General features: G+C 72.0%; 18 protein-coding genes and 1 pseudogene. 13 read left to right on the top strand and 6 right to left on the bottom strand.

The genetic code is table 11. The features are described from left to right. Both IG62_RS0107935 and IG62_RS0107940 read left to right on the top strand, forming a co-directional pair. A pseudogene (locus tag IG62_RS0107935) lies at positions 1-1,425 on the top strand (phosphonate metabolism protein); the annotation flags it as partial. Positions 1,426-1,641: 216 nt separating this feature from the next. After that, positions 1,642-2,643, top strand: coding sequence for a TerC family protein (locus IG62_RS0107940; RefSeq protein ID WP_030799130.1), 1,002 nt, complete (start codon positions 1,642-1,644; stop codon positions 2,641-2,643). A 76-nt stretch (positions 2,644-2,719) separates the two neighbouring features. Here IG62_RS0107940 and IG62_RS0107945 read toward each other — a convergent pair whose 3' ends face one another. From IG62_RS0107945 to IG62_RS0107955, 3 genes are all read right to left on the bottom strand, one after another. Beyond that, complete coding sequence (locus tag IG62_RS0107945) at positions 2,720-3,376, bottom strand: MBL fold metallo-hydrolase (RefSeq protein WP_030799131.1); 657 nt, start codon at positions 3,374-3,376, stop codon at positions 2,720-2,722. 10 nt (positions 3,377-3,386) lie between these two features. Next, positions 3,387-4,130, bottom strand: a complete 744-nt coding sequence (locus IG62_RS0107950; protein ID WP_030799132.1) for a maleylpyruvate isomerase family mycothiol-dependent enzyme — start codon at positions 4,128-4,130, stop codon at positions 3,387-3,389. Between the two features lie 132 nt (positions 4,131-4,262). Then, entirely contained in the window at positions 4,263-5,843 is a 1,581-nt protein-coding gene (locus tag IG62_RS0107955; protein WP_030799133.1) for an FAD-dependent oxidoreductase, read from the bottom strand. A 71-nt stretch (positions 5,844-5,914) separates the two neighbouring features. Here IG62_RS0107955 and IG62_RS41515 point away from each other — a divergent pair, with 71 nt between their 5' ends. Together IG62_RS41515 and uvrA are read left to right on the top strand one after the other, a co-directional pair. Then, positions 5,915-6,688 (top strand): TetR/AcrR family transcriptional regulator, encoded by a 774-nt coding sequence (locus IG62_RS41515; protein ID WP_030799134.1) that lies wholly within the window; start codon positions 5,915-5,917, stop codon positions 6,686-6,688. Between the two features lie 284 nt (positions 6,689-6,972). After that, entirely contained in the window at positions 6,973-10,014 is a 3,042-nt protein-coding gene (gene uvrA / locus IG62_RS0107965) for an excinuclease ABC subunit UvrA (protein ID WP_030799137.1), read from the top strand. Positions 10,015-10,088: 74 nt separating this feature from the next. On the opposite strand, the gene IG62_RS0107970 is transcribed toward uvrA, so the two are convergent. After that, positions 10,089-11,105, bottom strand: coding sequence for a carbohydrate kinase family protein (locus tag IG62_RS0107970; RefSeq protein ID WP_030799139.1), 1,017 nt, complete (start codon positions 11,103-11,105; stop codon positions 10,089-10,091). Beyond that, positions 11,102-12,250, bottom strand: a complete 1,149-nt coding sequence (locus IG62_RS0107975) for a LacI family DNA-binding transcriptional regulator (RefSeq protein WP_234326337.1) — start codon at positions 12,248-12,250, stop codon at positions 11,102-11,104. Before IG62_RS0107975 ends, IG62_RS0107970 begins: the two co-directional genes overlap by 4 nt. Positions 12,251-12,610: 360 nt before the next feature. Here IG62_RS0107975 and IG62_RS0107980 point away from each other — a divergent pair, with 360 nt between their 5' ends. Then, the gene (locus IG62_RS0107980; RefSeq protein WP_030799144.1) at positions 12,611-13,033 is read left to right on the top strand and encodes a Rieske (2Fe-2S) protein; all 423 of its coding nucleotides are present in this window, start codon (positions 12,611-12,613) and stop codon (positions 13,031-13,033) included. A gap of 33 nt (positions 13,034-13,066) precedes the next feature. Here IG62_RS0107980 and IG62_RS0107985 read toward each other — a convergent pair whose 3' ends face one another. Then, positions 13,067-14,005 (bottom strand): hypothetical protein, encoded by a 939-nt coding sequence (locus IG62_RS0107985; RefSeq protein ID WP_030799147.1) that lies wholly within the window; start codon positions 14,003-14,005, stop codon positions 13,067-13,069. 237 nt (positions 14,006-14,242) lie between these two features. Between IG62_RS0107985 and IG62_RS0107990 the strand changes: the two genes are divergently transcribed. From IG62_RS0107990 to IG62_RS0108025, 8 genes are all read left to right on the top strand, one after another. After that, positions 14,243-14,890: a papain-like cysteine protease family protein gene (locus IG62_RS0107990; RefSeq protein ID WP_030799149.1), complete on the top strand. Its 648-nt coding sequence runs from the start codon at positions 14,243-14,245 to the stop codon at positions 14,888-14,890. A gap of 3 nt (positions 14,891-14,893) precedes the next feature. Next, on the top strand, positions 14,894-15,772 hold the full coding sequence (locus IG62_RS0107995) for a hypothetical protein (protein WP_030799151.1): 879 nt from the start codon (positions 14,894-14,896) through the stop codon (positions 15,770-15,772). Positions 15,773-15,874: 102 nt separating this feature from the next. Next, positions 15,875-17,953, top strand: coding sequence for an excinuclease ABC subunit UvrC (gene uvrC, locus IG62_RS0108000; RefSeq protein ID WP_030799153.1), 2,079 nt, complete (start codon positions 15,875-15,877; stop codon positions 17,951-17,953). Continuing rightward, positions 17,950-18,903, top strand: coding sequence for an RNase adapter RapZ (gene rapZ / locus IG62_RS0108005; protein WP_030799155.1), 954 nt, complete (start codon positions 17,950-17,952; stop codon positions 18,901-18,903). Before uvrC ends, rapZ begins: the two co-directional genes overlap by 4 nt. Beyond that, complete coding sequence (locus IG62_RS0108010) at positions 18,900-19,961, top strand: gluconeogenesis factor YvcK family protein (protein ID WP_030799158.1); 1,062 nt, start codon at positions 18,900-18,902, stop codon at positions 19,959-19,961. Before rapZ ends, IG62_RS0108010 begins: the two co-directional genes overlap by 4 nt. Beyond that, complete coding sequence (gene whiA / locus IG62_RS0108015; protein ID WP_018091880.1) at positions 19,952-20,941, top strand: DNA-binding protein WhiA; 990 nt, start codon at positions 19,952-19,954, stop codon at positions 20,939-20,941. Before IG62_RS0108010 ends, whiA begins: the two co-directional genes overlap by 10 nt. Before the next feature lie 231 nt (positions 20,942-21,172). Next, positions 21,173-22,177, top strand: coding sequence for a type I glyceraldehyde-3-phosphate dehydrogenase (gene gap, locus IG62_RS0108020; protein WP_030411882.1), 1,005 nt, complete (start codon positions 21,173-21,175; stop codon positions 22,175-22,177). Between the two features lie 113 nt (positions 22,178-22,290). Next, positions 22,291-23,493 (top strand): phosphoglycerate kinase, encoded by a 1,203-nt coding sequence (locus IG62_RS0108025; RefSeq protein ID WP_030799160.1) that lies wholly within the window; start codon positions 22,291-22,293, stop codon positions 23,491-23,493. The last annotated feature ends 3 nt before the right edge of the window (positions 23,494-23,496 follow it).

The following is a 23,496-nucleotide window of genomic DNA, read 5'->3' on the forward strand; positions in this document are numbered from 1 at the left end:
GCCCGAGAGGCCCCGGCCCGAGAGGTCCCCGCCCCCGCCCCCGCCGCCACGTCCGCGGCCGCCACCCCGGCCCCCGGAGGCCCCGTCGACTACCGCCACCCCGGGCGCCGCAGCACCCCCGCACCCGGCTCCACGCCGCCCGCCACCGCCCCGTCCGGCGCCTCCGCGTCCGGTGCCCCCGCGGCGGACGGCCCGCCACCGCCCGTGGCCGGGGACGCCGCCGGATGGAGCATGGAGGAGCGGCTCTACAACCAGATCTGGGGCATGTTCGAGGACCTGGCCCGTTCGGTCGCGGCCTACCGCAGCGCCTCGGACTTCGCCGCGTCCCGTCTGGCGCAGGAGCTCGACGAGGTCCTCGCCGATCCGCGCAACCGCCTCGGCACCGCCGCCGACGTCGCCCGGGCCACCGCCCGCGACCGGCACGCCACCCTCCTGACCCAGGCCCGCGCCGCCCTCGACCGTGACCTGGCGCAGCTGACCGCAGAGTCGGAGGTCGTCGAGCCCGCCCTGCCGCCCGCGTTCGCCCGCTGGGACAACCCCGTATGGCAGGCCCAGCACGTCCCTCTGGAGCGCCCGATGGCGCTGCGGCTGGGCGATCTGCACCTCCCCGAGGTGCTGGACCTGCGCATCCCCATGCTCGTCCGGCTCCCGTTGGAGCGCGGGCTGTGGATCGACAGCGGACCCGACTCCCTCGCCCGCGGCGCGGAGCCCGGACCGGAGCGCGAGTTCGGCCGGCGCGAGCTGGGCAGCGCGCTGACGGAGGGCCCGCCGGACGCGGCGGAACTACGGCGGCTCGCCCTGGAGGCCGCCGTCGCGATCGCCGCCCGGCTGCTCGCCGTCCACCCCGCCGGGGAGTTCGCCGTGCAGGTCATCGACCCCGGCGGTGCGGCGGGGCAGGCGCTCGCGCCGCTCGTGGAGACCGGGGCCCTGCCGGGGCCGCCGGTGCCCGGCGCCCAGGGGGTGACCACGGTCCTGGAGGCGCTGATCAGGCGGGTCGACCTGGTCCAGATGGCGGTGCGCAGCCGGGCCGCGGACGCGCTCCCGCCCGATCTGGACACCGCCGAACAGCTGCTGATCGTCCATGACTTCCCGCACGGCTTCGACGACCGCGCGGTGACCATGCTCCGCTATCTGGCCGACGAGGGCCCGGCGGCCGGGGTCCATCTGATGATGGTCGCCGACCGTGCCCAGGCCCGGGAGTTCGGCCCGGTGCTGGACCCGCTGTGGCGTTCCCTGCTGCGCATCACCCCGGTGCCGGACGCCCACCTCGCCGATCCCTGGGTCGGCCACGCCTGGACGTACGAGCCGGCGCTCGCCCCGAAGGGCAGCCAGGTGGTGCGTCAGGTGCTGACCCGGCTCGCGGAGGCCCGCCGCGCCGCCGCCCGCACCGAACCCGCCGGGCCACCCCTGCCGCCGACCGCCTGACCAGCACCTTTACCCATTCCTTTACTAAATCTTGGTCGTCCTTTACCCTTCTTGGTGCGGAGGGGAGTACTCCCGATGCGGCGTACCCGTCATCACGGATCGTGAGTGTGACGAGATCCCGGGACGCCGGTCCCGTGCCCTTCGGGCGGCGCGGGGCGGAAGAGACCTCCGGCAGCGACGACGCTGTGAGTGCCGTACGACTCTGCCGGAGGAGCAGTGGACGTTTCCCTGACCCTGTGGGTGCTGACCATCCTTGGTCTCTGCGCCCTGATCACCGCCGACTTCTTCATCGGAGGCCGCAAGCCACACGAGGTCTCCCTCAAGGAGGCCGGCATCTGGACCGCCGTCTGGATCGCCCTCGCCGCGCTGTTCGGCCTGGGGCTGCTGGTCTTCGGCGGGACCGCACCGGCCGGTGAGTTCTTCGCCGGCTTCATCACCGAGAAGTCCCTGAGCGTCGACAACCTCTTCGTCTTCGTCCTGATCATGGCGAAGTTCGCGGTCCCGGCGATCTACCAGCAGCGGGTGCTGATGGTGGGCGTCCTGATCGCACTGGTGCTGCGGGCCGGCTTCATCGGCGCGGGCGCCGCGATCATCGCCAACTTCTCCTGGATCTTCTACCTCTTCGGCGCGTTCCTGATCTGGACCGCGTGGAAGCTGATCAAGGAGGCGCGGGCCGAGGAGGAGGACGAGGAGTTCGAGGAGAACCGGTTCCTGAAGCTGGTCGAGCGGCGCTTCCCGTCGACCGACCGCTACCACGGCACCAAGCTGTTCGTCGTGGAGAACGGCAAGCGGCTGATGACCCCGATGCTGATCGTCATGCTGGCGATCGGCACCACCGACGTCCTCTTCGCCCTGGACTCCATCCCGGCGATCTTCGGCCTCACCCAGGACCCGTACATCGTCTTCACCGCCAACGCCTTCGCCCTGATGGGCCTGCGGCAGCTGTACTTCCTCATCGGCGGACTGCTCAGGAAGCTGGTCCACCTCTCCTACGGCCTGTCGGTCATCCTGGGCTTCATCGGCGTGAAGCTCGTGCTGCACGCGCTCCACGAGTCCGGAGTGGCCGTACCGGAGATCAGCATTCCGGTCTCCCTGGGCGTCATCTGCGCCGTGCTGGTCGTCACCACCCTCACCAGCCTGCGCGCCTCGAAGAAGCAGTCGGCGGCCGAGGCGGCGGACGCTGAGACGGCGGACGCCGAGGAGCGCATCGGGGCCTGAACATCCGGAGACGGGCCGGCACACGGCCCGTCTCCGCTCGACCCGACGACCGGTCGACTCAGGCCCGCCGGTCCCGCTACCAGCCCCGCTCGCGCCACTGGGCCAGATGCGGGCGTTCCGCGCCCAGGGTGGTGTCGTTGCCGTGGCCCGGGTAGACCCAGGTCTCGTCGGGGAGTTCGCCGAAGAGCTTGCTCTCCACGCCGTCGATCAGACGGCTGAACTTCTCGGCGTCGCCCCAGGTGTTGCCGACGCCGCCGGGGAACAGGCAGTCGCCGGTGAACAGATGCGGGGGGCCGTGCGGGTCGTCGTAGACGAGCGCGATGCTGCCGGGGGTGTGGCCGACCAGATGGCGCGCCGTCAGCCGGACCCGGCCGACGGTGATCGTGTCGCCGTCGTCGACCAGGACGTCCGTGGGGACGGGGATGCCCTCGGCGTCGTACCGGCCCGCGTACGTCCGCGCGCCCGTCGCGCCGACCACCTCCCGCAGCGCACCCCAGTGGTCGCCGTGGCGGTGCGTGGTCACGACGGACGCCAGACCGCTCTCGCCGACCAGCGCCAGGATGGTGTGCGGATCCGCGGCCGCGTCGATCAGCAACTGCTCGTCGGTCGCCCGGCACCGCAGCACATAGGCGTTGTTGTCCATCGGACCGACCGCGACCTTCGAGATCATCAGGTCGGTCAGCTCGTGCACGTCGGCCGGTCCGCCGACCTTCACTGCTCCGCTGTAGGCCATGAACCCCACTCTAGAGCGGGGGTACGACAGGCAGCGCGGAGCCGTGACCGTCGAGTTCCGTGCCGTCACCGCGCCCGGTGAGCCACCCGACCAGGGCCGTTGCGGAGCCGCTCACCACCACGGGCGCGGCCGCGGCCCCCGAGCCGGTGGCCGCGCGGCCGGTGCGCCAGTGGCGGCCGTCGTCGGTGCGGATCTCCAGTGCGGGCAGGTCCGGATGCCCGGCGAACTTCACGGTGGTGAGGAACGCCAGCTCGCCGTCGATGAACGCGGGCGACAGCTGGTCCAGGGTGTGGCCCACGCCGAGGTCCAGGTGGTGCAGCTCCACCTCGGCCAGCCGGCGCAACGGCAGCCGGTCGGCGCGCTCCACGACCCCGTTGCGCATCTCCACCTCGAAGGCGCGGCGCGCCTCCGGCAGCGCGTCCACCGCCGCGTCGAACCGCGCGGCGCTCTCCTTGAGGTCCGTCAGATGCGCCTCCAGGGAACGGTCGGCGTCCCGCTCGATGTCGGCGTCCCGGGCCTCGGCACCGGCGTACATCGGCGTACGGACGTCCGTCCGTGCCCAGGTGAGGAGGTTGACCAGGGCGTCCGCGTTGCGTGCCAGATGGGCGAGGACGTGGCCGCGGGTCCATCCGGGGAGCAGCGAGGGCTCCCCGATCGCCGCGTCGTCGAGCTTGCCCAGCGAGATCAGGAGCCGGTCGGTGGCCTCACGAACGGCGGCCACATCGTGCGCGAAGTGGGGCGGGGTGACGGTCATGTTCCGAAGCTAGCGCCGCCCGGGCGAGTGCGGGAGTCGGCGGACACCGATCGGGGCGTACGCGGGGCGGGACGGGCGGCGCGCGGCGGCCGGACGGACCACCGGGCACCGCCCTCCCAGGGGCCGGCCGCGTCAGCCCATCAGGTCGGCGGGCCGGCCGAACCACTGCCGGAGCGCGGCCGCCGGCCCGTCCGGCGCACCCGTCGTGGCACCCGCGTCGGCGTCGGCCCCGGGGACGTCCGCGGCCCAGGCGGTGCAGCCGTCCGGCCGTACCAGCAGGCCCGCCAGCCCGGGCCGCTGCGGGCAGCCGGTGGTCAGCAGCCGCACCCGGCCGCCATATCCGGCGGCGCACTTGCGCAGCTCCGCGTCATCGGCGAGATCGAGCAACAGTCCCTGCCCGTCCCGCAGATGGTCCGCGAGCCGGCTGCCGTCGGAGAGTTCCAGGTCGGGTGCGCTGCGGCCGGTCAGCGGGTGGTCGCCGGGCAGGTCGTAGCGTTGCCAGACACCGGAGATCTTCTTCGCGAAGAAGGTGGTGGCGGTGACCGTGCCCGCCAGTTCGGCGACGATCCGGCGCAGCGCCCCCGCATGCGACTCCGGCCGCATCAGCGCCACCTGGGCGCGGGTCCAGTCCAGCACCCAGGCGCCTATCGGGTGCCGCTCGGCCGTGTAGGTGTCGAGCAGCCCCTCGGGTGCCCAACCGCGCACCGTCGCGGCCAGCTTCCAGCCGAGGTTCATCGCATCGCCGATGCCCAGGTTCAGCCCCTGCCCGCCGAACGGTGAGTGGACGTGCGCCGCGTCACCGGCGAGCAGCACCCGTCCCGCCCGGTAGTCGGGCACCTGACGGGCGTTGTCCGTGAACCGGGTCGCCGAGATCACCTTGTGGACCCGCACCTCGTCCACCCCGGAGACGCGGCGCAGCGACGCCTCCAACTCCTGTGCGGTGACCGGGGCTTCCCGGTCCGCGGGCGGCCCGTCGAATTCGACGGTGAGGAACCGGCCGGGCATCGGACCGTGCGCGTACGTCCCGTGCTCCGTCCAGTTCCAGCCGGCCCCCAGCGCCTCGGTACCGGTCATCTCCACCAGGGCCTGGCGGCCGGTGATCCCCGGGGCCGTACCGGGGAACGGGAATCCGGCGAGCCGGCGGACCGTGCTGCGGCCACCGTCGCACCCCACCAGCCAGCCGGTGCGCAGCGTGCCCTGCGAGGTGTGCACCCGCACCCCGTCGTCCCCGGCGTCGAAGCCGGTCAGCGTCACCCCGCGGCGCACCTCGACGCCCAACTCGGCGGCGCGCGCGGCGAGCAGCCGTTCCAGGGACTCCTGGGGGATCAGCCCGACGTCGGCGGCGGGACCGGCGGCGTCGAAGTCCGGATCGGACTCGTCCAGCAGATCGCCGCGCAGCATGATGCCCGCGAAGTGCCCGGCGAACTTGGGTGGTTGCCCCACCACGGAGGCGCCGGCGGCCTGCCGCTGGCTCAGGAACGCGCTGAACCTCCCGAGGGCGGTGCGCTGCACCTCGGCCAGCTCCGGGAGCAGGCCGCGCCGGTAGAAGGCCTCCGCGCTGGGGGTGTTGATCGCCCCCGCCTTGATCGTCGTGTCCACCTCGGTCAGCCGCTCCAGAACGACGACCGGGACATCGGCCAGTGCCAGTTCGCAGGCGAGCATCAGCCCCACGGGGCCGCCCCCTGCCACGACTACGTCTGCGTCATAGGTCATGCGGCGAAGTGTAGCCACTAAAAAGTTTTGGCGACTCAAAATTGTCGGAGGGGGCGCCTAGGATTTCCGGCATGGTGGATGTGCAGCAGCGTGGGGACGCGCGGACCGGTCGGGACCCGAAGGGCGGGGGCGCGACGGGTGGGGGCTCGGCCGGCGCGGGTCGCCGGCCCGAAGCGGCTCGCGGCCGGCAGGCGGAGACCGGCTTCGAGGCGGAGGACGGGCGGCTGACGCTGCGCGAGCGCAAGAAGCTCCGCACCCGCCAGCGGATCTCCGGCGAGGCCACCCTGCTCTTCATCGAGCGCGGCTTCGACAACGTCACCGTCGCCGAGGTGGCCCGCGCCGCCGAGGTCTCCACGATGACCGTCTTCAACTACTTCCCGCGCAAGGAGGACCTCTTCCTCGACCGCATCCCCGAGGGGCAGGAGCTGATCAGCCGCGCCGTACGGGGGCGCGGCCCGGACGAGACGCCGCTGGCCGCCCTGCGCCGGCTCGTTCTCGACCTGCTCGCCGAGCGGCATCCGCTGTGCGGGGTGGGGGAGGGGTTCGAGTACTTCTGGCGTACGGTGCTGGACTCCCCGGCGCTGCGGGCCCGGGCCCGCGAGGCGGTGGAGGAGCTGGAGGGCACCCTCGCCGGACTGCTCGCCGAGGCCGCGGGCGGCGACGCCGCGCGGCCGGACCACTCCGCCCGGCTGGCCGCGGCACTGATCGTCGCTGGGATCCGGACCGCGTACGCCGAGGCCGTGGGCCGTCAGCTCGCGGGGGAGCCGGTCGGCGAGGTGGCCGCCGGGCAGGCGGAGGTGCTGCGCCGCACCTTCGAGGTGCTGGAGCAGGCGCTGCCGGCTTGACGGGCCGGCCGGGCCGTGCCGCGGGCGTTTCCGCAGCGTACGGGCGTGCGGCGGGCCGGGAAGGATGTGTGACCGCCACACGTTTGGGTGAAGAGGGCTTCCGGCCCCCGTAAATCGAATGCGCGTGCTATAGGCTCGTGTGTGGCATCCCAAAGACAGTGCCGCTGCGGGCCCCATACCCTGGGGCGGGGGCTCCGCTCCGTTCCGCCGCCTCTGCTCATCACCGAGCGGCGGACGCAGAAGCCCGCGGCTCCCGCCCCTCTCCAAGAAAGGTGCCGACCGGCGTGGCCGACCGTCTCATCGTCCGTGGCGCTCGCGAGCACAACCTCCGCAACGTCTCGCTCGACCTCCCCCGCGACTCCCTCATCGTCTTCACGGGCCTCTCCGGTTCGGGCAAGTCCTCGCTCGCCTTCGACACGATCTTCGCCGAGGGGCAGCGGCGTTATGTCGAGTCGCTGTCCTCGTACGCCCGGCAGTTCCTCGGGCAGATGGACAAGCCCGATGTGGACTTCATCGAGGGCCTGTCCCCCGCGGTGTCGATCGACCAGAAGTCGACGTCGCGCAACCCACGCTCGACGGTCGGCACGATCACCGAGGTCTACGACTACCTCCGGCTCCTCTTCGCCCGCATCGGCAAACCGCACTGCCCCGAGTGCGGCCGGCCGATCGCCCGGCAGTCGCCGCAGGCCATTGTCGACAAGGTGCTGGAGCTGCCCGAGGGCAGCCGCTTCCAGGTGCTCTCCCCGCTGGTGCGCCAGCGCAAGGGAGAGTTCGTCGACCTCTTCTCCGATCTCCAGACCAAGGGCTACAGCCGCGCCCGGGTCGACGGCGAGACCATCCAGCTCACCGAGCCGCCCAAGCTGAAGAAGCAGGAGAAGCACACCATCGAGGTGGTCGTCGACCGCCTCACGGTCAAGGAGAGCGCCAAGCGCCGGCTGACCGACTCCGTCGAGACCGCCCTCGGCCTCTCCGGCGGCATGGTCATCCTCGACTTCGTCGACCTCGACCCGGACGACCCCCAGCGCGAGCGGATGTACTCCGAGCATCTGTACTGCGCCTACGACGACCTCTCCTTCGAGGAGCTCGAACCCCGCTCCTTCTCCTTCAACTCGCCCTTCGGCGCCTGCCCCGAGTGCACCGGCATCGGCACGCGCATGGAGGTCGACCCCGAGCTGATCGTCCCCGACGAGGACCGCTCCCTCGACGAGGGCGCCATCCACCCCTGGTCCGGCGGACACACCAAGGAGTACTTCGGCCGGCTGGTCGGCGCGCTCGCCGACGCCCTCGGATTCCGTACGGACATCCCCTGGGCCGGGCTGCCGGCCCGCGCCAAGAAGGCGCTGCTGTACGGCCACAAGACCCAGATCGAGGTCCGCTACCGCAACCGCTACGGCCGCCAGCGGGCCTACACCACCCCCTTCGAGGGCGCGGTGCCGTTCGTCAAGCGCCGGCACTCCGAGGCCGAGAGCGACAGCAGCCGCGAGCGCTTCGAGGGCTATATGCGCGAGGTGCCCTGCCCGACCTGTGAGGGCACCCGGCTGAAGCCGATCGTGCTCGCCGTCACGGTCCAGGAGAAGTCGATCGCCGAGGTCGCGGCCATGTCGATCAGCGACTGCGCCGACTTCCTGCGGGGGATGACGCTCACCGCCCGTGAGAAGAAGATCGCCGAGCGGGTGCTCAAGGAGGTCAACGAACGGCTGAAGTTCCTGGTCGACGTCGGCCTGGACTACCTCTCGCTGAACCGCGCGGCCGGCACCCTCTCCGGCGGTGAGGCCCAGCGCATCCGGCTCGCCACCCAGATCGGCTCCGGCCTGGTCGGCGTGCTCTACGTCCTCGACGAGCCGTCCATCGGTCTGCACCAGCGCGACAACCACCGGCTGATCGAAACCCTGGTGCGGCTGCGCGACATGGGCAACACCCTGATCGTGGTGGAGCACGACGAGGACACCATCAAGGTCGCGGACTGGGTCGTGGACATCGGCCCCGGCGCGGGCGAGCACGGCGGCCGCGTGGTGCACAGCGGCCCCATGAAGCAGCTGCTGACCAACAAGGAGTCGATCACCGGTCAGTACCTGTCCGGCAAGAAGGCCATCGCGACCCCGGACATCCGCCGGCCCGCCGACCCCGCCCGCCGGCTGACGGTGCACGGCGCGAAGGAGAACAACCTCCGCGACATCGACGTCTCCTTCCCGCTCGGCGTGTTCACGGCCGTCACCGGCGTCTCCGGCTCCGGCAAGTCGACGCTGGTCAACGACATCCTCTACACCCACCTCGCGCGCGAGCTGAACGGCGCCAAGTCGGTACCGGGCCGGCACACCCGGGTCGCCGGGGACGACCTGGTGGACAAGGTCGTCCATGTCGACCAGTCCCCGATCGGCCGGACCCCGCGCTCCAACCCGGCCACCTACACCGGTGTCTTCGACCACGTCCGCAAGCTCTTCGCGGAGACGATGGAGGCCAAGGTCCGGGGCTATCTGCCGGGACGCTTCTCGTTCAACGTCAAGGGCGGCCGCTGCGAGAACTGCTCCGGCGACGGCACCATCAAGATCGAGATGAACTTCCTGCCGGACGTGTACGTGCCGTGCGAGGTCTGCCACGGCGCGCGCTACAACCGCGAGACCCTGGAGGTCCACTACAAGGGCAAGTCCATCGCCGAGGTGCTGGACATGCCCATCGAGGAGGCGCTGAGCTTCTTCGAGGCGGTCCCCACCATCGCCCGGCACCTCAAGACCCTCCACGAGGTCGGCCTCGGATACGTCCGCCTCGGGCAGTCCGCGCCGACGCTCTCGGGCGGTGAGGCGCAGCGCGTCAAGCTGGCCAGCGAGCTGCAGAAGCGCTCGACCGGCAGCACGGTCTACGTCCTCGACGAGCCGACCACCGGTCTGCACTTCGACGACATCAGCAAGCTGATCAACGTGCTGTCCGGGCTGGTCGACAAGGGCAACACGGTGATCGTCATCGAGCACAACCTCGATGTGATCAAGACGGCGGACTGGGTCGTCGACATGGGTCCCGAGGGCGGCAACGGCGGCGGTCTGGTCGTCGCCGAGGGCACGCCCGAGGAGATCGCCTCGGTCCCGGCCAGTCACACCGGCAAGTTCCTGCGGGAGATCCTCGGCGACCGGGTCAGCGACGCCGTGACGGTTGCGGGAAGCAACGGCGGCCGCTCGGCCGGCCCCGGCGCGGCGAAGACCCCGCCCGCCAAGAAGCCGGCCGCCAAGAAGGCCGCGGCGAAGAAGACCGCGGCCACGGCGGCGAAGAAGACTGCCGCCAAAAAGACCGCCGCCAAGAAGACCGCGGCACGCACCCGCCGGTCCGCGTCCTGACGCCCCACCGGCCCGGCCAGGACCCGCGAGGGCTCCGGTCGGGCCGGTGCGGACCGCGACCGCTGGACCGCTGACTATGCCGCCAGTTCCGTCGCGTACGGCGGTTCCGCGCCCGCTCGGGAGCAGGTGATGGCGGCCGCGCGCGCGGCGAAGCGGAGGATGTCCTCCCAGTCCCTGTCGCCGAGGGCGGCGAGCGCGGCGTACGAGAGCGCGTCATGGGCGTCGAGGCGGTGCAGCAGCGCCGCGTTGACGGTGTCGCCCGCACCGATGGTGTCGACGACGGCGACGCGCTCACCGGGAACGGTCAGTTCGCGGCCGTCCCGCGTCAGCACCGTCAGCCCCGCGCCGCCATGGGTGAGCACGATCGCCGCGGGCCCCGCGGCCAGCCACTCCCGGGCCGCCGCGAGGACAGCCGACCGGCCGCTGTCCGTACCGGCACGGGCCGCCTCCCCGCCCGCATCGGAGCACGGCCCGCCGTCCGCGGCGGCGTCCCGCCCCGCCAGCCACAGTGCGTCCTCCTCCGACAGCTTCAGCAGGGCGACATGCGGCAGCCAGGAGCGGAAGCGGGCGCGATAGGCGTCCGGGTCGGGGATCAGGCCCGGACGGACATTGGGGTCGAGGGCGGTGAAGACGCCGCGCGCGGCCTCGCGCCGCAGCAGGGACTCGTAGGCGCTCGCCCCCGGTTCCAGCACCAGCGAGCAGGTGCCCAGTGAGAGCGCGCGGACCGCGGCGGGCAGCTCCGGCGGCAGGGTGAAGAGCCGGTCGGCGGTGCCGTCGGCGTAGAAGCCGTAGCCCGCCGAGCCGTCCGGGCTGATGTCCGCCACCGCGAGGGTGGTCGGCTCGGCGCCGCGCTGCACCAGTGAGGTGTCCACCCCGCCGCTGCGCAGCCCGTTCAGCAGCGCCTCGCCGAAGCTGTCGGTCGAGACCCGGGAGCAGAACGCGGTGGGGGAGCCCAGCCGCCCCAGGGCGACCGCGGTGTTGTACGGGCCACCGCCGCGCCGCGGCAGCAGTGCGGGCAACTGGCCGTCCAGGGAAGGGCCTTGAGGGCTGGTGACGAGGTCGATGAGCGCCTCGCCGGCGACGACGATCACGGGCTGGGGTTCCTTTCCTGGGCGGCCTGGGCAGCGGCCGGAACGGCCGGGGGAGCGGCCTGTGCGGCTCGGTGAGCAGCCTCTTCGGCCTGGTGAGCGGCCTGTGCGGCCGGGGGAGCGGCCGGGCCGGGTGCGGTCGCCGGGCCGGTTTCGGGGCAGCCGCACGACGTACGGTGCACGAAGGTGCAGGGCAGACGGACGGTGCGCGGCGGCCGGCCGGGCTCCGCCAGCCGCTCCAGCAGCAGCCGGACCGCGGTGGCCCCGATCTCCCTGCTGGGCTGGGCGATCGCGGTCAGCCGGGGGCTGAAGAGGTCGGCCCAGGAGAAGTCGTCGAAGCAGGCCAGCGCGATGTCACGGGGGACGTCGCGGCCCAGGTCACGCAGCGCACGGAGGGCGCCGATGGTCATCGCGTTGTTGGCGGTGATCAGCGCGGTGGGCGGTTCGGGCGCGGCGAGCAGATGCCGGGTGGCGTCCTCGGCGCCCTCCGCCTCGGAATTGCCGCCGGCCAGGAGTTCGGGCGCGAAGGGGAGGCCGCGCGAGCGCAGGCCCGCGCGGTAGCCCTGGACGCGCTCGGTGGTCGTGCTCAGCCCCGGCAGCCCGGCCACCAGGCCGATCCGGGTGTGCCCCGCGTCGGCGAGGTGCTCGACGAGCTGCCGCACCGGGCCGGTGCTCTCCGCGCACACCTGGTCGTGTTCCTCGCCGACCAGCCGGTCCAGGAAGACGGTGGGCACCTCGCGCCGGGCCAGATAGGCGGCCATCTCGGCGGGCTCCGCGGACGGCGCGACGATCATGCCGTCCACCCGGCGTTCGTGCAGCAGCTGGACGACCTTGCGCTCGTGTTGCGGATCGTCGTGCGGATCGGCGATCAGCAGGCTGTAGCCGGCCCGCAGCGCACCGGCCTCGACGCCTTGGAGGATCTCGGTGAAGTACGGGTTGCTGATCGCCGAGACCGCCAGGCCGATCGACCGGGTGCGGGCGGTCACCAGCGAGCGGGCCAGGGTGTTGTGGGTGTAGCCGAGCTCCTCGATGGCGCCGAGCACCGCCGCCCGGGTGTCCGGGCGCACCGGCCGGGTCCCGTTCAGCACGTGCGAAACCGTGGCGACGGAGACCCCCGCCCGCCGCGCCACATCCACCATCGTCGTCATCCGGCTCTTCCTCCCCGCGGGCACGGCGCCAGGACGGCGCCCACGGCCGCGCCGTACGGCGACCTCGTCCCGCGAGTGCCCCACATTACGAGCATCACCGCCAAACGTAAACGCTTGCGTAAGCGTTTACGTGCCTGCGGTCGTTCGTACAGCAGAGCTGTCGGAGAGCTGCCGGAGGCCAACTGGAGACCAGTCGGAGACCAGCCGAGACCAAGGGACGCAGCTGGCGGAGTCGGAAGAGATCGAACAGGAGCTGCCGGGAGGCCGTCCGGCCCGGCCGGAAGGGAAGGAAGCCGTGCCGGTATCGTCGGGATCCGTCCTCCTCCGAACCGTGTGAACCGTGTGATCCCTGGAGCCGTCATGAGCCAGCCCCCCGCCCGCCGGACCGTACTTCGGGGTGCCGCGCTCGCCGGGGCCGCCGGCTTCGGGCTGGCGGCCTGCACGCCCGACGGCCCGGACGACTCGGCGATCCCCGACAAGCCCGTGGAGCTGGGGCCCGCCGCCGACGTCCCGGTCGGCGGCGCCAAGCTCTACCGCGAGGACCGGCTCGTCGTCTCCCAGCCCGCCAAGGGCACCTACAAGTGCTTCAGCGCCAAGTGCACCCACGCCGGCTGCATCCTGTCCGACGTCGAGAAGAAGGAGGGCAGCTGCCCCTGCCACGGCAGCCGCTTCGACGTCACCACCGGCAAGGTCGTCCAGGGCCCGGCGTCCGAGCCGCTGCCCGAGGTACCGGTCAGGGCCGAGCACGGCAAGCTGATCGCGGGCCCGAGCACGGCAAGCTGACGCCGACCATCCCGGCCCCGCCCGATGCTGCCTTTATCCCCAATCCCACCCGATCCCCAGTATTCCGGGCCGTACCCCCTGCTCGACGAGGTGGACGGCGTGGTGCCGGCCGCTGAGCGTCAGCTCCTGCTGGGCGCTGCGCGGGGCGCCCGCCGAGGCCTGGGCGAAGCGGCGGCAGCGCACCGGCAGCGCCGCCTCGTCGAACCGCACCTGCAGCACGTACTGGCAGCCGGCGAAACTGAAACCGCGCAGGTACTCGCTGCTGGGACCGCCGCTGCCGTCTTCGAAGACGTAGCCGAAGACATGGGTGTCACCGGCCCGCAGCCGGGTGTCGAAGAGCAGCTCGGCGACCACCACACCGGCCTCGGCGTGCCCGCGCACCCGGCCCAGCCGGCAGTTCTCCCCGGCGTGCACCCGCACCCGGGCGGGCTCGCAGCCCGCCTCGCCGCGGTGGATGGCGACATAGCGGTCCACGCCGTCCCGGTGGGCCCGGACCACCTGGTGGGACTCCCGCTCGACCAGCTGGCGCTGCGGCCCGATGCGGACCCGTTCGTGGTGGCCGACGGTGTGCAGCCCGCCGTCCGCGGGCGTCTCCAGCTCGGCGAACAGCCGCTGCAGCGCGTCGGCGGGCGCCACCAGCGAGCGGTACGTGCGGGCCGCCGGCCGCTCGGTCTCCCGGTGGCCACCGCCCTCCGGCACCAGCAGCCGGTGCAGGGACTGCGCGGGCAGCTCCAGGACCTCCTCCAGGGCGCGGACCGCTCGCAGCGACTCGGGCCGCTGCGGCCGCCGGGCGCCCTGCTGCCAGTAGCTCAGGCTGGTCACCCCGATGGTGATGCCGCGCTGGGCGAGCTTGTGCTGGACCCGGGTGAGGGCCAGCCCCCGGGCGGTGAGCGCGGAGCGCAGGGCGAGATGGAACGGACCGGTCCGCAGGAGCTGGGCCAGCTCGGCCGACTGGGGAGTGTTCTGTGCCATGTCCTCTTCCTCCGGCGCGCGGGTGAACGTTCACATCCGGATTGCGCGCCGCGTGCTCTCCATGCCTGTTCACTGCAGTACGCCGGGCACCGGTCGTTCACATCCGGGCCCGTCCGTCCACACCCCCATGTCATTCCGCATTGAAGCGTGTTGACCTGCCTGCGACAACACCCGATGCTCCTTCGCAAGCATCCGGATGCGCTCCTCTCCCCCTCACCCCCCATCGGGAGGAACGCCATGCCACGTGCACCTCTGTCCCGCCGGAGATGGCTGTCGGCCGCGGCGCTCACCGCCGCCGTACTGACCGCCTCCTCCACCGCGACCACCGCGGCGGCCACCCCACCCGCCCGTCCGTCGCACCCCGCCGCCACGGCCGCCACCGCGGCCGCCCTCGCGCGCCCCTTGGCCGCCAACCGCCTCAACATCTCCATGCAGGCCCAGGAGAAGACCAACTGGTGCTGGGCCGGCTCCGGCAACACCATCGCCACCTGGTACGGCAGGAACTACAGCCAGAACCAGTTCTGCAACGCCGCGTTCGACCGCCAGCAGGGCACCACCTGCCCCAACAACCAGGCCACCCTGGGTAACGTGCAGAACGCCTTCGACTGGATGGGCATCAACTCCGGCTCCTACGTGACCGGATGGCTCCGCTACAGCACCGTCCAGAACGAGATCAACGCCAACCGGCCCATCGAGACCCGCATCCAGTGGTCCTCCGGCGGCGGCCACATGCACGTCGTCTACGGCTACGACACCGACAACAACTGGATCTACTGGGGCGACCCCTGGCCCTCCAACTACCGTTACAACTGGGGCGATTTCGACTACTACGTCAACGGCAGCTCCTTCTCCTGGACGCACTCCCTCTACCGGATAGGAGCCTGAGGCATGACGCAGCGCACCGCCGCCCCCACCGTCGTCCGCGCCGTCGCCACCGGAGCGCTGGCCACCGCCCTGATCGGCCTCGCGCCGTACACCGCGGTCGCCGCGCCCGTCCCCGCGCCGCAGGCACCGGCCCGGGCGAGCCTCACCGCGGCCCACGACGCGGCCACCGCCCCCGCGACCCTGAAGACCCTGGCCCGCTTCTTCGCCGCCGACCAGAAGCGCGACGGCGCCCGGGCCGTGGCGCCCGGCACCGTACGGCCGCACATCGAGGGCGCCGCCGTCCCGGTCTACGCCCTCTCCCCGGACTTCGTCCGCGGCACCGCCCACGCCCCCGTCGCCCGCCTGGAGTTCCTCGCCAGCAAGGCCGTCGCGGCCGACGGCCGGACCGCCTCGGTGTGGACCGTGCGGCACGGCGCCACCTGGAAGGTCGTCAACATCGCCAGCGGCGACGACGAGACCCGCTACGCCGCGGCCGGCGCCGCCCGGGACGCGGCCGGCACCGTCTTCCACGAGCCGCAGATCGACGCCTGGTACCTCCAGCGCGGCGACCGCATCGAGCCGCTGGACGCGGACGCCCGGAAGGCCGTCGGCGCCCACGGCACCACCGTCGCCGCCTACCGCAAGCGGGTGGCGAAGGCCTACGGCGACAAGCTCCCCGGCTCCGCGTACGACAGGCGGGGCGAGGCCGGCGGCTACGGCCCGAAGGCCGCGCAGCGGGCCGCGCCCGCCGCGGAACCGGCCGCCGGGCAGCTCGCCCAGGCGTCCGCGGTGGCGGACGGCGACCTCCCGGTGACCGCCGCCACCACCGCGGCCGGCGCCGCCGCGCTGCTCGCCCTGGGACTGTCCACCGCGACCGCCCTGCGCCGGCGCCGCCGCCGCTGACCGGGGCGCCCGGCCGCCTGCCCGCCGCCCCCATGGCGGGCAGGCACCCCGGCCGCGGTCCGGACGCCGTGATTGTCGGTGGCGGTCAGTAGGGTGGGGTTCATGGCAGACCCCAGCAGCTACCGACCCAAGCCGGGACAGATCCCCGACTCGCCGGGGGTCTACAAATTCCGCGACGAGCACGGCCGGGTCATCTACGTCGGCAAGGCCAAGAGCCTGCGCCAGCGCCTGGCCAACTACTTCCAGGACCTGGCCGGACTCCACCCGCGCACCCGCACGATGGTCACCACCGCCGCCTCGGTGGAGTGGACCGTCGTCTCCACCGAGGTCGAGGCGCTCCAGCTCGAATACAGCTGGATCAAGGAGTTCGACCCTCGCTTCAACGTCAAATACCGCGACGACAAGAGCTATCCGTACCTCGCGGTCACCCTCAACGAGGACTTCCCCCGCGCCCAGGTCATGCGCGGCGCCAAGAAGAAGGGCGTGCGCTACTTCGGCCCGTACGCCCACGCCTGGGCCATCCGCGAGACCGTCGACCTGATGCTGCGGGTCTTCCCCGTCCGCACCTGCTCCGCAGGCGTCTTCAAGCGCTCCGCCCAGATCGGCCGCCCCTGCCTGCTCGGCTACATCGGCAAGTGCTCCGCCCCCTGCGTCGGCCGGATCTCCGAAGCGGACCACCGCGAACTCGCCGAGGAGTTCTGCGACTTCATGGCCGGCCGCACCGGCGCCTACATCCGCCGCCTGGAACGGCAGATGCAGGACGCCGCCGAGGAGATGGAGTACGAACGCGCCGCCCGGCTCCGCGACGACATAGGCGCCCTCAAGCGGGCCATGGAGAAGAGCGCCGTCGTCCTCGCCGACGCCACCGACGCCGACCTGATCGCCGTCGCCGAGGACGAACTCGAAGCCGCCGTCCAGATCTTCCACGTCCGTGGCGGCCGGGTCCGCGGCCAGCGCGGCTGGGTCACCGACAAGGTCGAGGCGGTCACCACCGGCGACCTCGTCGAACACGCCCTCCAGCAGCTCTACGGCGACGAACAGGGCGACGCCGTGCCCAAGGAAGTACTGGTCCCCGCCCTGCCCGACCCCGTCGAACCGGTCGCCCAGTGGCTCACCCAGCGCCGCGGCTCCCAGGTCTCCCTGCGCATCCCGCAGCGCGGCGACAAGAAGGACCTGATGGCCACGGTCGGCCGCAACGCCCAGCAGGCCCTCGCCCTGCACAAGACCAAGCGCGCCTCCGACCTGACCACCCGCTCCCGCGCCCTGGAGGAGATCGCCGAGGCCCTCGGCCTGGACTCGGTCCCGCTGCGCATCGAGTGCTTCGACATCTCCCACCTCCAGGGCGAGGACGTGGTCGCCTCCATGGTGGTCTTCGAGGACGGCCTGGCCCGGAAGAGCGAATACCGCCGCTTCCAGATCAAGGGATTCGCGGGGCAGGACGACGTCCGGTCCATGCACGAGGTCATCGGCCGCCGCTTCCGGCGCTACCTCCAGGAGAAGCAGAAGTCGGGGGAGTGGACCGAGGAGCCCGGCCGGCCGGACGGCGAAACCCCCGAAGCCCCCGAAGCACCCGAGGTCGCCGCCGGGGACACCGCCCCCGCCACCGACGGGCCGCTCGACGAGGACGGCCGCCCCAAGCGGTTCGCCTACCCACCCCAGCTCGTCGTCGTCGACGGCGGCGCCCCGCAGGTCGCGGCCGCCCGCCGGGCCATGGACGAGCTCGGCATCGACGACGTCGCCGTCTGCGGCCTGGCCAAGCGCCTGGAGGAGGTCTGGCTGCCCGGCGAGGACGACCCGGTCGTCCTGCCGCGCAGCAGCGAGGGCCTCTACCTCCTCCAGCGCGTCCGCGACGAGGCACACCGCTTCGCGATCACCTACCAGCGCAGCAAGCGGACCAAGCGGCTGAAGGCCTCACCGCTCGACGCCGTGCCCGGCCTCGGCGACACCCGCCGGCACGCACTGCTCAAGCACTTCGGCTCGTTGAAGAAGCTGCGGGCCGCGACGATCGACGAGATCTGCGCGGTCCCGGGGGTCGGTCGCAAGACCGCCGAGACGGTCGCCGCGGCGCTGGCCGGAGCGGCACCGACCGCTCCCGCGGTGAACACCGCCACAGGAGAGATCATTGAGGATGACGGGGCCCCACCGGCCGCGTTGTCGGCAGAACGGGGGCAGGAACCATGAGCACAGAGCACGAGACGCAGGAAACCGAGAGAGACGGTGCACAGGTGAGTACGGGCACGATGCGCGAGTCCGACCAGGGCGAGAGCGCCGCGATCCCCGAGCTGGTGATCATCTCCGGGATGTCCGGGGCCGGCCGCAGCACCGCCGCCAAGTGCCTGGAGGACCTCGGCTGGTTCGTCGTCGACAACATCCCGCCCGAGCTGATCGCCCCGATGGTCGAGCTCGGCGCCCGCTCCCAGGGCAACGTCGCCCGCATCGCCGTCGTCGTCGACGTCCGCGGCCGCCGCTTCTTCGCCAACCTCAAGGAGTCCCTGGCCACCCTCGACGCGCAGAACGTCAAGCGCCGCATCGTCTTCCTGGAATCCTCCGACGAGGCCCTGGTGCGCCGCTTCGAGTCCGTGCGCCGCCCGCACCCCCTCCAGGGCGACGGCCGCATCGTCGACGGCATCGCCGCCGAACGCGACCTGCTGCGCGAGCTGCGCGGCGACGCCGACCTGGTCATCGACACCTCCAGCCTCAACGTCCACGAGCTCCGCGCCAAGATGGACGCCCAGTTCGCCGGCGAAGAGGTCCCCGAGCTCCGCGCCACCGTCATGTCCTTCGGCTTCAAGTACGGCCTGCCCGTCGACGCCGACATGGTCATCGACTGCCGCTTCATCCCCAACCCGCACTGGGTCCCCGAGCTGCGCCCCTTCACCGGCCTCAACGACGAGGTCTCCCACTACGTCTTCAGCCAGCCCGGCTCCAAGGAGTTCCTGGACGGCTACGCCGAGCTGCTGCGGATCGTCGCCGAGGGCTACCGCCGCGAGGGCAAGCGCTACGTGACCATCGCCGTGGGCTGCACCGGCGGCAAGCACCGCAGCGTCGCGATGTCCGAGAAGCTCGCCCGGAGGCTGGTCTCCGAGGGAGTGGAAACCGTCGTCGTCCACCGCGACATGGGGCGCGAGTGACCGGCCGCACACCACGGCTGCGCCGGGTCCGCCGATTCGTCCCCAGCGGCCGTGCGACGAAGGGCGCCACCCCCAAGGTGGTGGCGCTCGGCGGAGGCATGGGCCTGTCCGCCTCCCTCGCCGCGCTGCGCCGCATCACCGGTGATCTCACGGCCGTCGTCACGGTCGCCGACGACGGCGGCTCCAGCGGCCGGCTCCGCGACGAGCTCGGCGTGCTGCCGCCCGGCGACCTGCGCAAGGCGCTGGCCGCGCTGTGCGGCGACGACGACTGGGGCCAGACCTGGGCCCGGGTGATCCAGCACCGCTTCCAGAGCGAGGGCGAGCTGCACGACCACGCCGTCGGCAACCTCCTCATCGTCGCCCTGTGGGAGCAGCTCGGCGACCATGTCCAGGCGCTCGACCTGGTCGGCAAGCTGCTCGGCGCACACGGGCGCGTCCTGCCCATGTCGGCCGTCCCCCTGGAGCTCCAGGCCCAGGTCAAGGGTCACGACCCGGACCACCCCGACGACATCTCCACGGTCCGCGGCCAGGCCACCGTCGCCCTCACCCGCGGCGAGGTGCAGTCCGTCCACGTCGTCCCCGAGGACCCGCCGGCCGTCCCCGAGGCGGTCGCCGCGGTGCGTGACGCCGACTGGGTGGTTCTCGGCCCCGGATCCTGGTTCTCCTCCGTGATCCCCCATCTGCTGGTGCCACAGCTGCGCCAGGCCCTGGAGGAGACCAAGGCACGCAAGGTGCTCTCCCTCAACCTCGCACCGCAGCCGGGCGAAACCGATGGCTTCTCCCCGCAGCGTCATTTGGAGGTTTTGGCCCGACACGCCCCTAAACTCGCCTTCGACGTGGTGCTGGCCGACAAGGCCGCCGTGCCCGACATCGATGGTCTGACGGTTGCCGCCAAGCAGCTCGTCGGCAGCGAGGTCGAGCTGGCGGCGGTTGCGGCGCAAGGAGACGACGCCCGGTCGACCGCCGGGGGAGCCCCCGACCGGCACGACCCGGAGCTGCTGGCCGCCGCGTACGACCGTATTTTTCGGATGCATGGAAGGATCGGCCCATGGCGATGACGGCTGCGGTGAAGGATGAGATCTCCCGGCTCCCCGTCACCCGGACCTGCTGCCGGAAGTCGGAGGTCTCGTCGATCCTGCGGTTCGCGGGAGGTCTGCACCTGGTCAGCGGACGCATTGTGATCGAGGCCGAGCTGGACACGGGCATCGCTGCCCGCCGGCTCCGCAAGGACATCCTGGAGATCTTCGGGCACAGCTCCGACCTGGTGGTGATGGCCCCCGGCGGACTGCGTCGCGGCAGCCGCTACGTCGTACGCGTGGTGGCCGGCGGCGACCAGCTGGCCCGCCAGACCGGCCTGGTCGACGGCCGCGGCCGCCCCATCCGCGGGCTGCCCCCGCAGGTCGTCTCCGGCGCCACCTGCGACGCCGAGGCCGCCTGGCGCGGCGCCTTCCTCGCCCACGGCTCGCTCACCGAACCCGGCCGCTCCTCCTCCCTGGAGGTCACCTGCCCCGGCCCCGAGGCGGCGCTCGCCCTGGTCGGCGCGGCCCGCCGCCTCGGCATCGGCGCCAAGGCCCGCGAGGTCCGCGGCGTGGACCGCGTCGTCGTCCGTGACGGTGACGCGATCGGCGCGCTGCTGACCCGGCTCGGCGCCCACGAGTCGGTGCTCGCCTGGGAGGAGCGGCGGATGCGCCGCGAGGTCCGGGCCACCGCCAACCGCCTCGCCAACTTCGACGACGCCAACCTCCGCCGCTCGGCGCGGGCCGCGGTCGCCGCCGGCGCCCGGGTGCAGCGCGCACTGGAGATCCTCGGCGAGGAGGTCCCCGAGCACCTCGCCGCGGCCGGCCGGCTGCGCATGGAACACAAGCAGGCGTCCCTGGAGGAGCTCGGCGCCCTCGCCGACCCGCCGCTCACCAAGGACGCGGTCGCCGGCCGGATCCGCCGTCTGCTGGCGATGGCCGACAAGCGCGCCCAGGACCTCGGCATCCCCGGCACCGAATCCAATCTCACCGAGGAACTCGCCGAGGGCATGGTCGGCTGACCCCGCCCTCCCCACCCTCCTCACCCATCCCGTCCGCCCCCGGTGCCACGAGCGCACCGGGGGCGGTCTGGCATGCGCGGCCTCCGACGGAAAACGCTCATCTGAGAAGCATCGAGCGCGTTTTGTCAATGTCACGTACGTCTCGTATAGGGGGTAGGGTCGGAGGCGGTCGGGGACAGCCCATACAGCTCGCCGGTGTCTTTGCCGGCGTACCAACGAGGAGATCGGTTCGTGACGATCCGCGTAGGCATCAACGGATTCGGCCGCATTGGTCGCAACTACTTCCGCGCGCTCCTGGAGCAGGGTGCGGACATCGAGATCGTCGGTGTCAACGACCTGACCGACAACGCCACCCTGGTCCACCTGCTCAAGTACGACACCATCCTGGGTCGCCTCAAGCAGGACGTCAGCCACACCGACGACACCATCACGGTCGGCAACCAGACCTTCAAGACGATGGCGGAGCGCGACCCGGCGAACCTCCCCTGGGGCGAGCTCGGCGCCGACATCGTCGTCGAGTCGACCGGCATCTTCACCAAGCGCGAGGACGCCGCGAAGCACCTCGCCGCCGGCGCCAAGAAGGTTCTGATCTCCGCGCCCGCCAAGGACGAGGACATCACGATCGTGATGGGCGTCAACAACGACAAGTACGACGCCGCCAACCACCACGTCATCTCCAACGCCTCGTGCACCACCAACTGTGTGGCGCCGATGGCGAAGGTCCTCGACGAGAACTTCGGCATCGTCAAGGGCCTGATGACCACGGTCCACGCGTACACCAACGACCAGCGCATCCTTGACTTCCCGCACAAGGACCTGCGCCGCGCCCGTGCCGCCGCGGAGAACATCATCCCGACCTCCACGGGTGCCGCCAAGGCCACCGCGCTGGTCCTCCCGCAGCTCAAGGGCAAGCTGGACGGCATCGCCATGCGCGTCCCGGTCCCCACCGGCTCGGTCACCGACCTCGTCCTGGAGCTCGACCGCGAGGTCAGCAAGGACGAGATCAACTCCGCGTTCCAGAAGGCCGCCGAGGGCCAGCTCAAGGGCATCCTGGAGTACACCGAGGACCCGATCGTCTCCTCGGACATCGTCAACTTCCCGGCCTCCTGCACCTTCGACTCCTCCCTGACGATGGCGCAGGGCAAGCAGGTCAAGGTCGTCGGCTGGTACGACAACGAGTGGGGCTACTCCAACCGCCTGGTGGACCTGACCACCTTCGTCGGCGGCCAGCTCTGATATCTCTGCCTGATACCCCAGGCACCGAGGTGTGAAGGACGGGGCTCGTACGGCGCGACGAAGCGTCGTACGAGCCCCGTCCTGCGACCGAATCAAGCGACGGAGCACTTCCCATGAAGACGATCGACGACCTCCAGGTAGCGGGACAGCGGGTCTTTGTCCGCGCCGACCTGAATGTCCCGCTGGACGGCACCACCATCACCGACGACGGCCGGATCCGCGCCGTCGCCCCGACGATCGCCAAGCTCGCCGAGCGCGGCGCCAAGGTGATCGTCGCCTCCCACCTGGGCCGCCCCAAGGGCGCCCCGGACCCGGCCTTCTCCCTGGGCCCCGCCGCCCAGCGGCTCGGTGAACTCCTCGGCCAGAGCGTGGCGTTCGCGACCGACACCGTCGGCGAATCCGCCGCCGCCGTCACCGCGGGCCTCGCCGACGGCCAGGTGGCCGTGCTGGAGAACCTCCGCTTCAACCCCGGCGAGACCAGCAAGGACGACGCCGAGCGCGGCGCCTTCGCCGACCGGCTCGCCGCCCTCGCCGACCTCTACGTCGGCGACGGCTTCGGCGCCGTGCACCGCAAGCACGCCTCCGTCTACGACCTGCCCCAGCGCCTGCCGCACGCCGCCGGCGACCTCATCGCCACCGAGGTCGGCGTCCTGAAGAAGCTCACCGAGGACGTCAAGCGCCCCTACGTCGTCGTGCTCGGTGGCGCCAAGGTCTCCGACAAGCTCGCCGTCATCGACGAGCTCCTCGGCAAGGCCGACCGCCTCCTGATCGGCGGCGGCATGGCGTACACCTTCCTCAAGGCCAAGGGCTACGAGGTCGGCATCTCCCTCCTCCAGGAGGACCAGATCCCGGTCGTCACGGAATACATGGAGCGCGCCGAGAAGAACGGCGTCGAGCTGGTCCTGCCGGTCGACGTCCTCGCCTCCACCGACTTCCCGGACCTGAAGACGAAGGCCCCCGCCACCTTCGACACCCTCGACGCCGACAAGATCCCCTCCGACAAGGAGGGCCTGGACATCGGCCCGAAGACCCGCGAGCTGTACGCTTCCAAGCTCGCCGACGCCGCGACCGTCTTCTGGAACGGTCCGCTCGGTGTCTTCGAGCACCCGGACTACGCCGGTGGCACCCGTGCCATCGCCCAGGCGCTCGTCGACAGCGATGCCTTCACCGTGGTCGGCGGTGGCGACAGCGCCGCCGCGGTCCGCCTGCTGGGCTTCGACGAGAAGGCATTCGGCCACATCTCGACCGGTGGCGGCGCCAGCCTCGAATACCTCGAAGGCAAGACGCTCCCCGGCCTCGCCGCTCTGGAGGACTGAAAA

It is taken from the genome of Streptomyces sp. NRRL S-337 (genome assembly GCF_000720175.1).
GTDB lineage: Bacteria > Actinomycetota > Actinomycetes > Streptomycetales > Streptomycetaceae > Streptomyces > Streptomyces siderophoricus.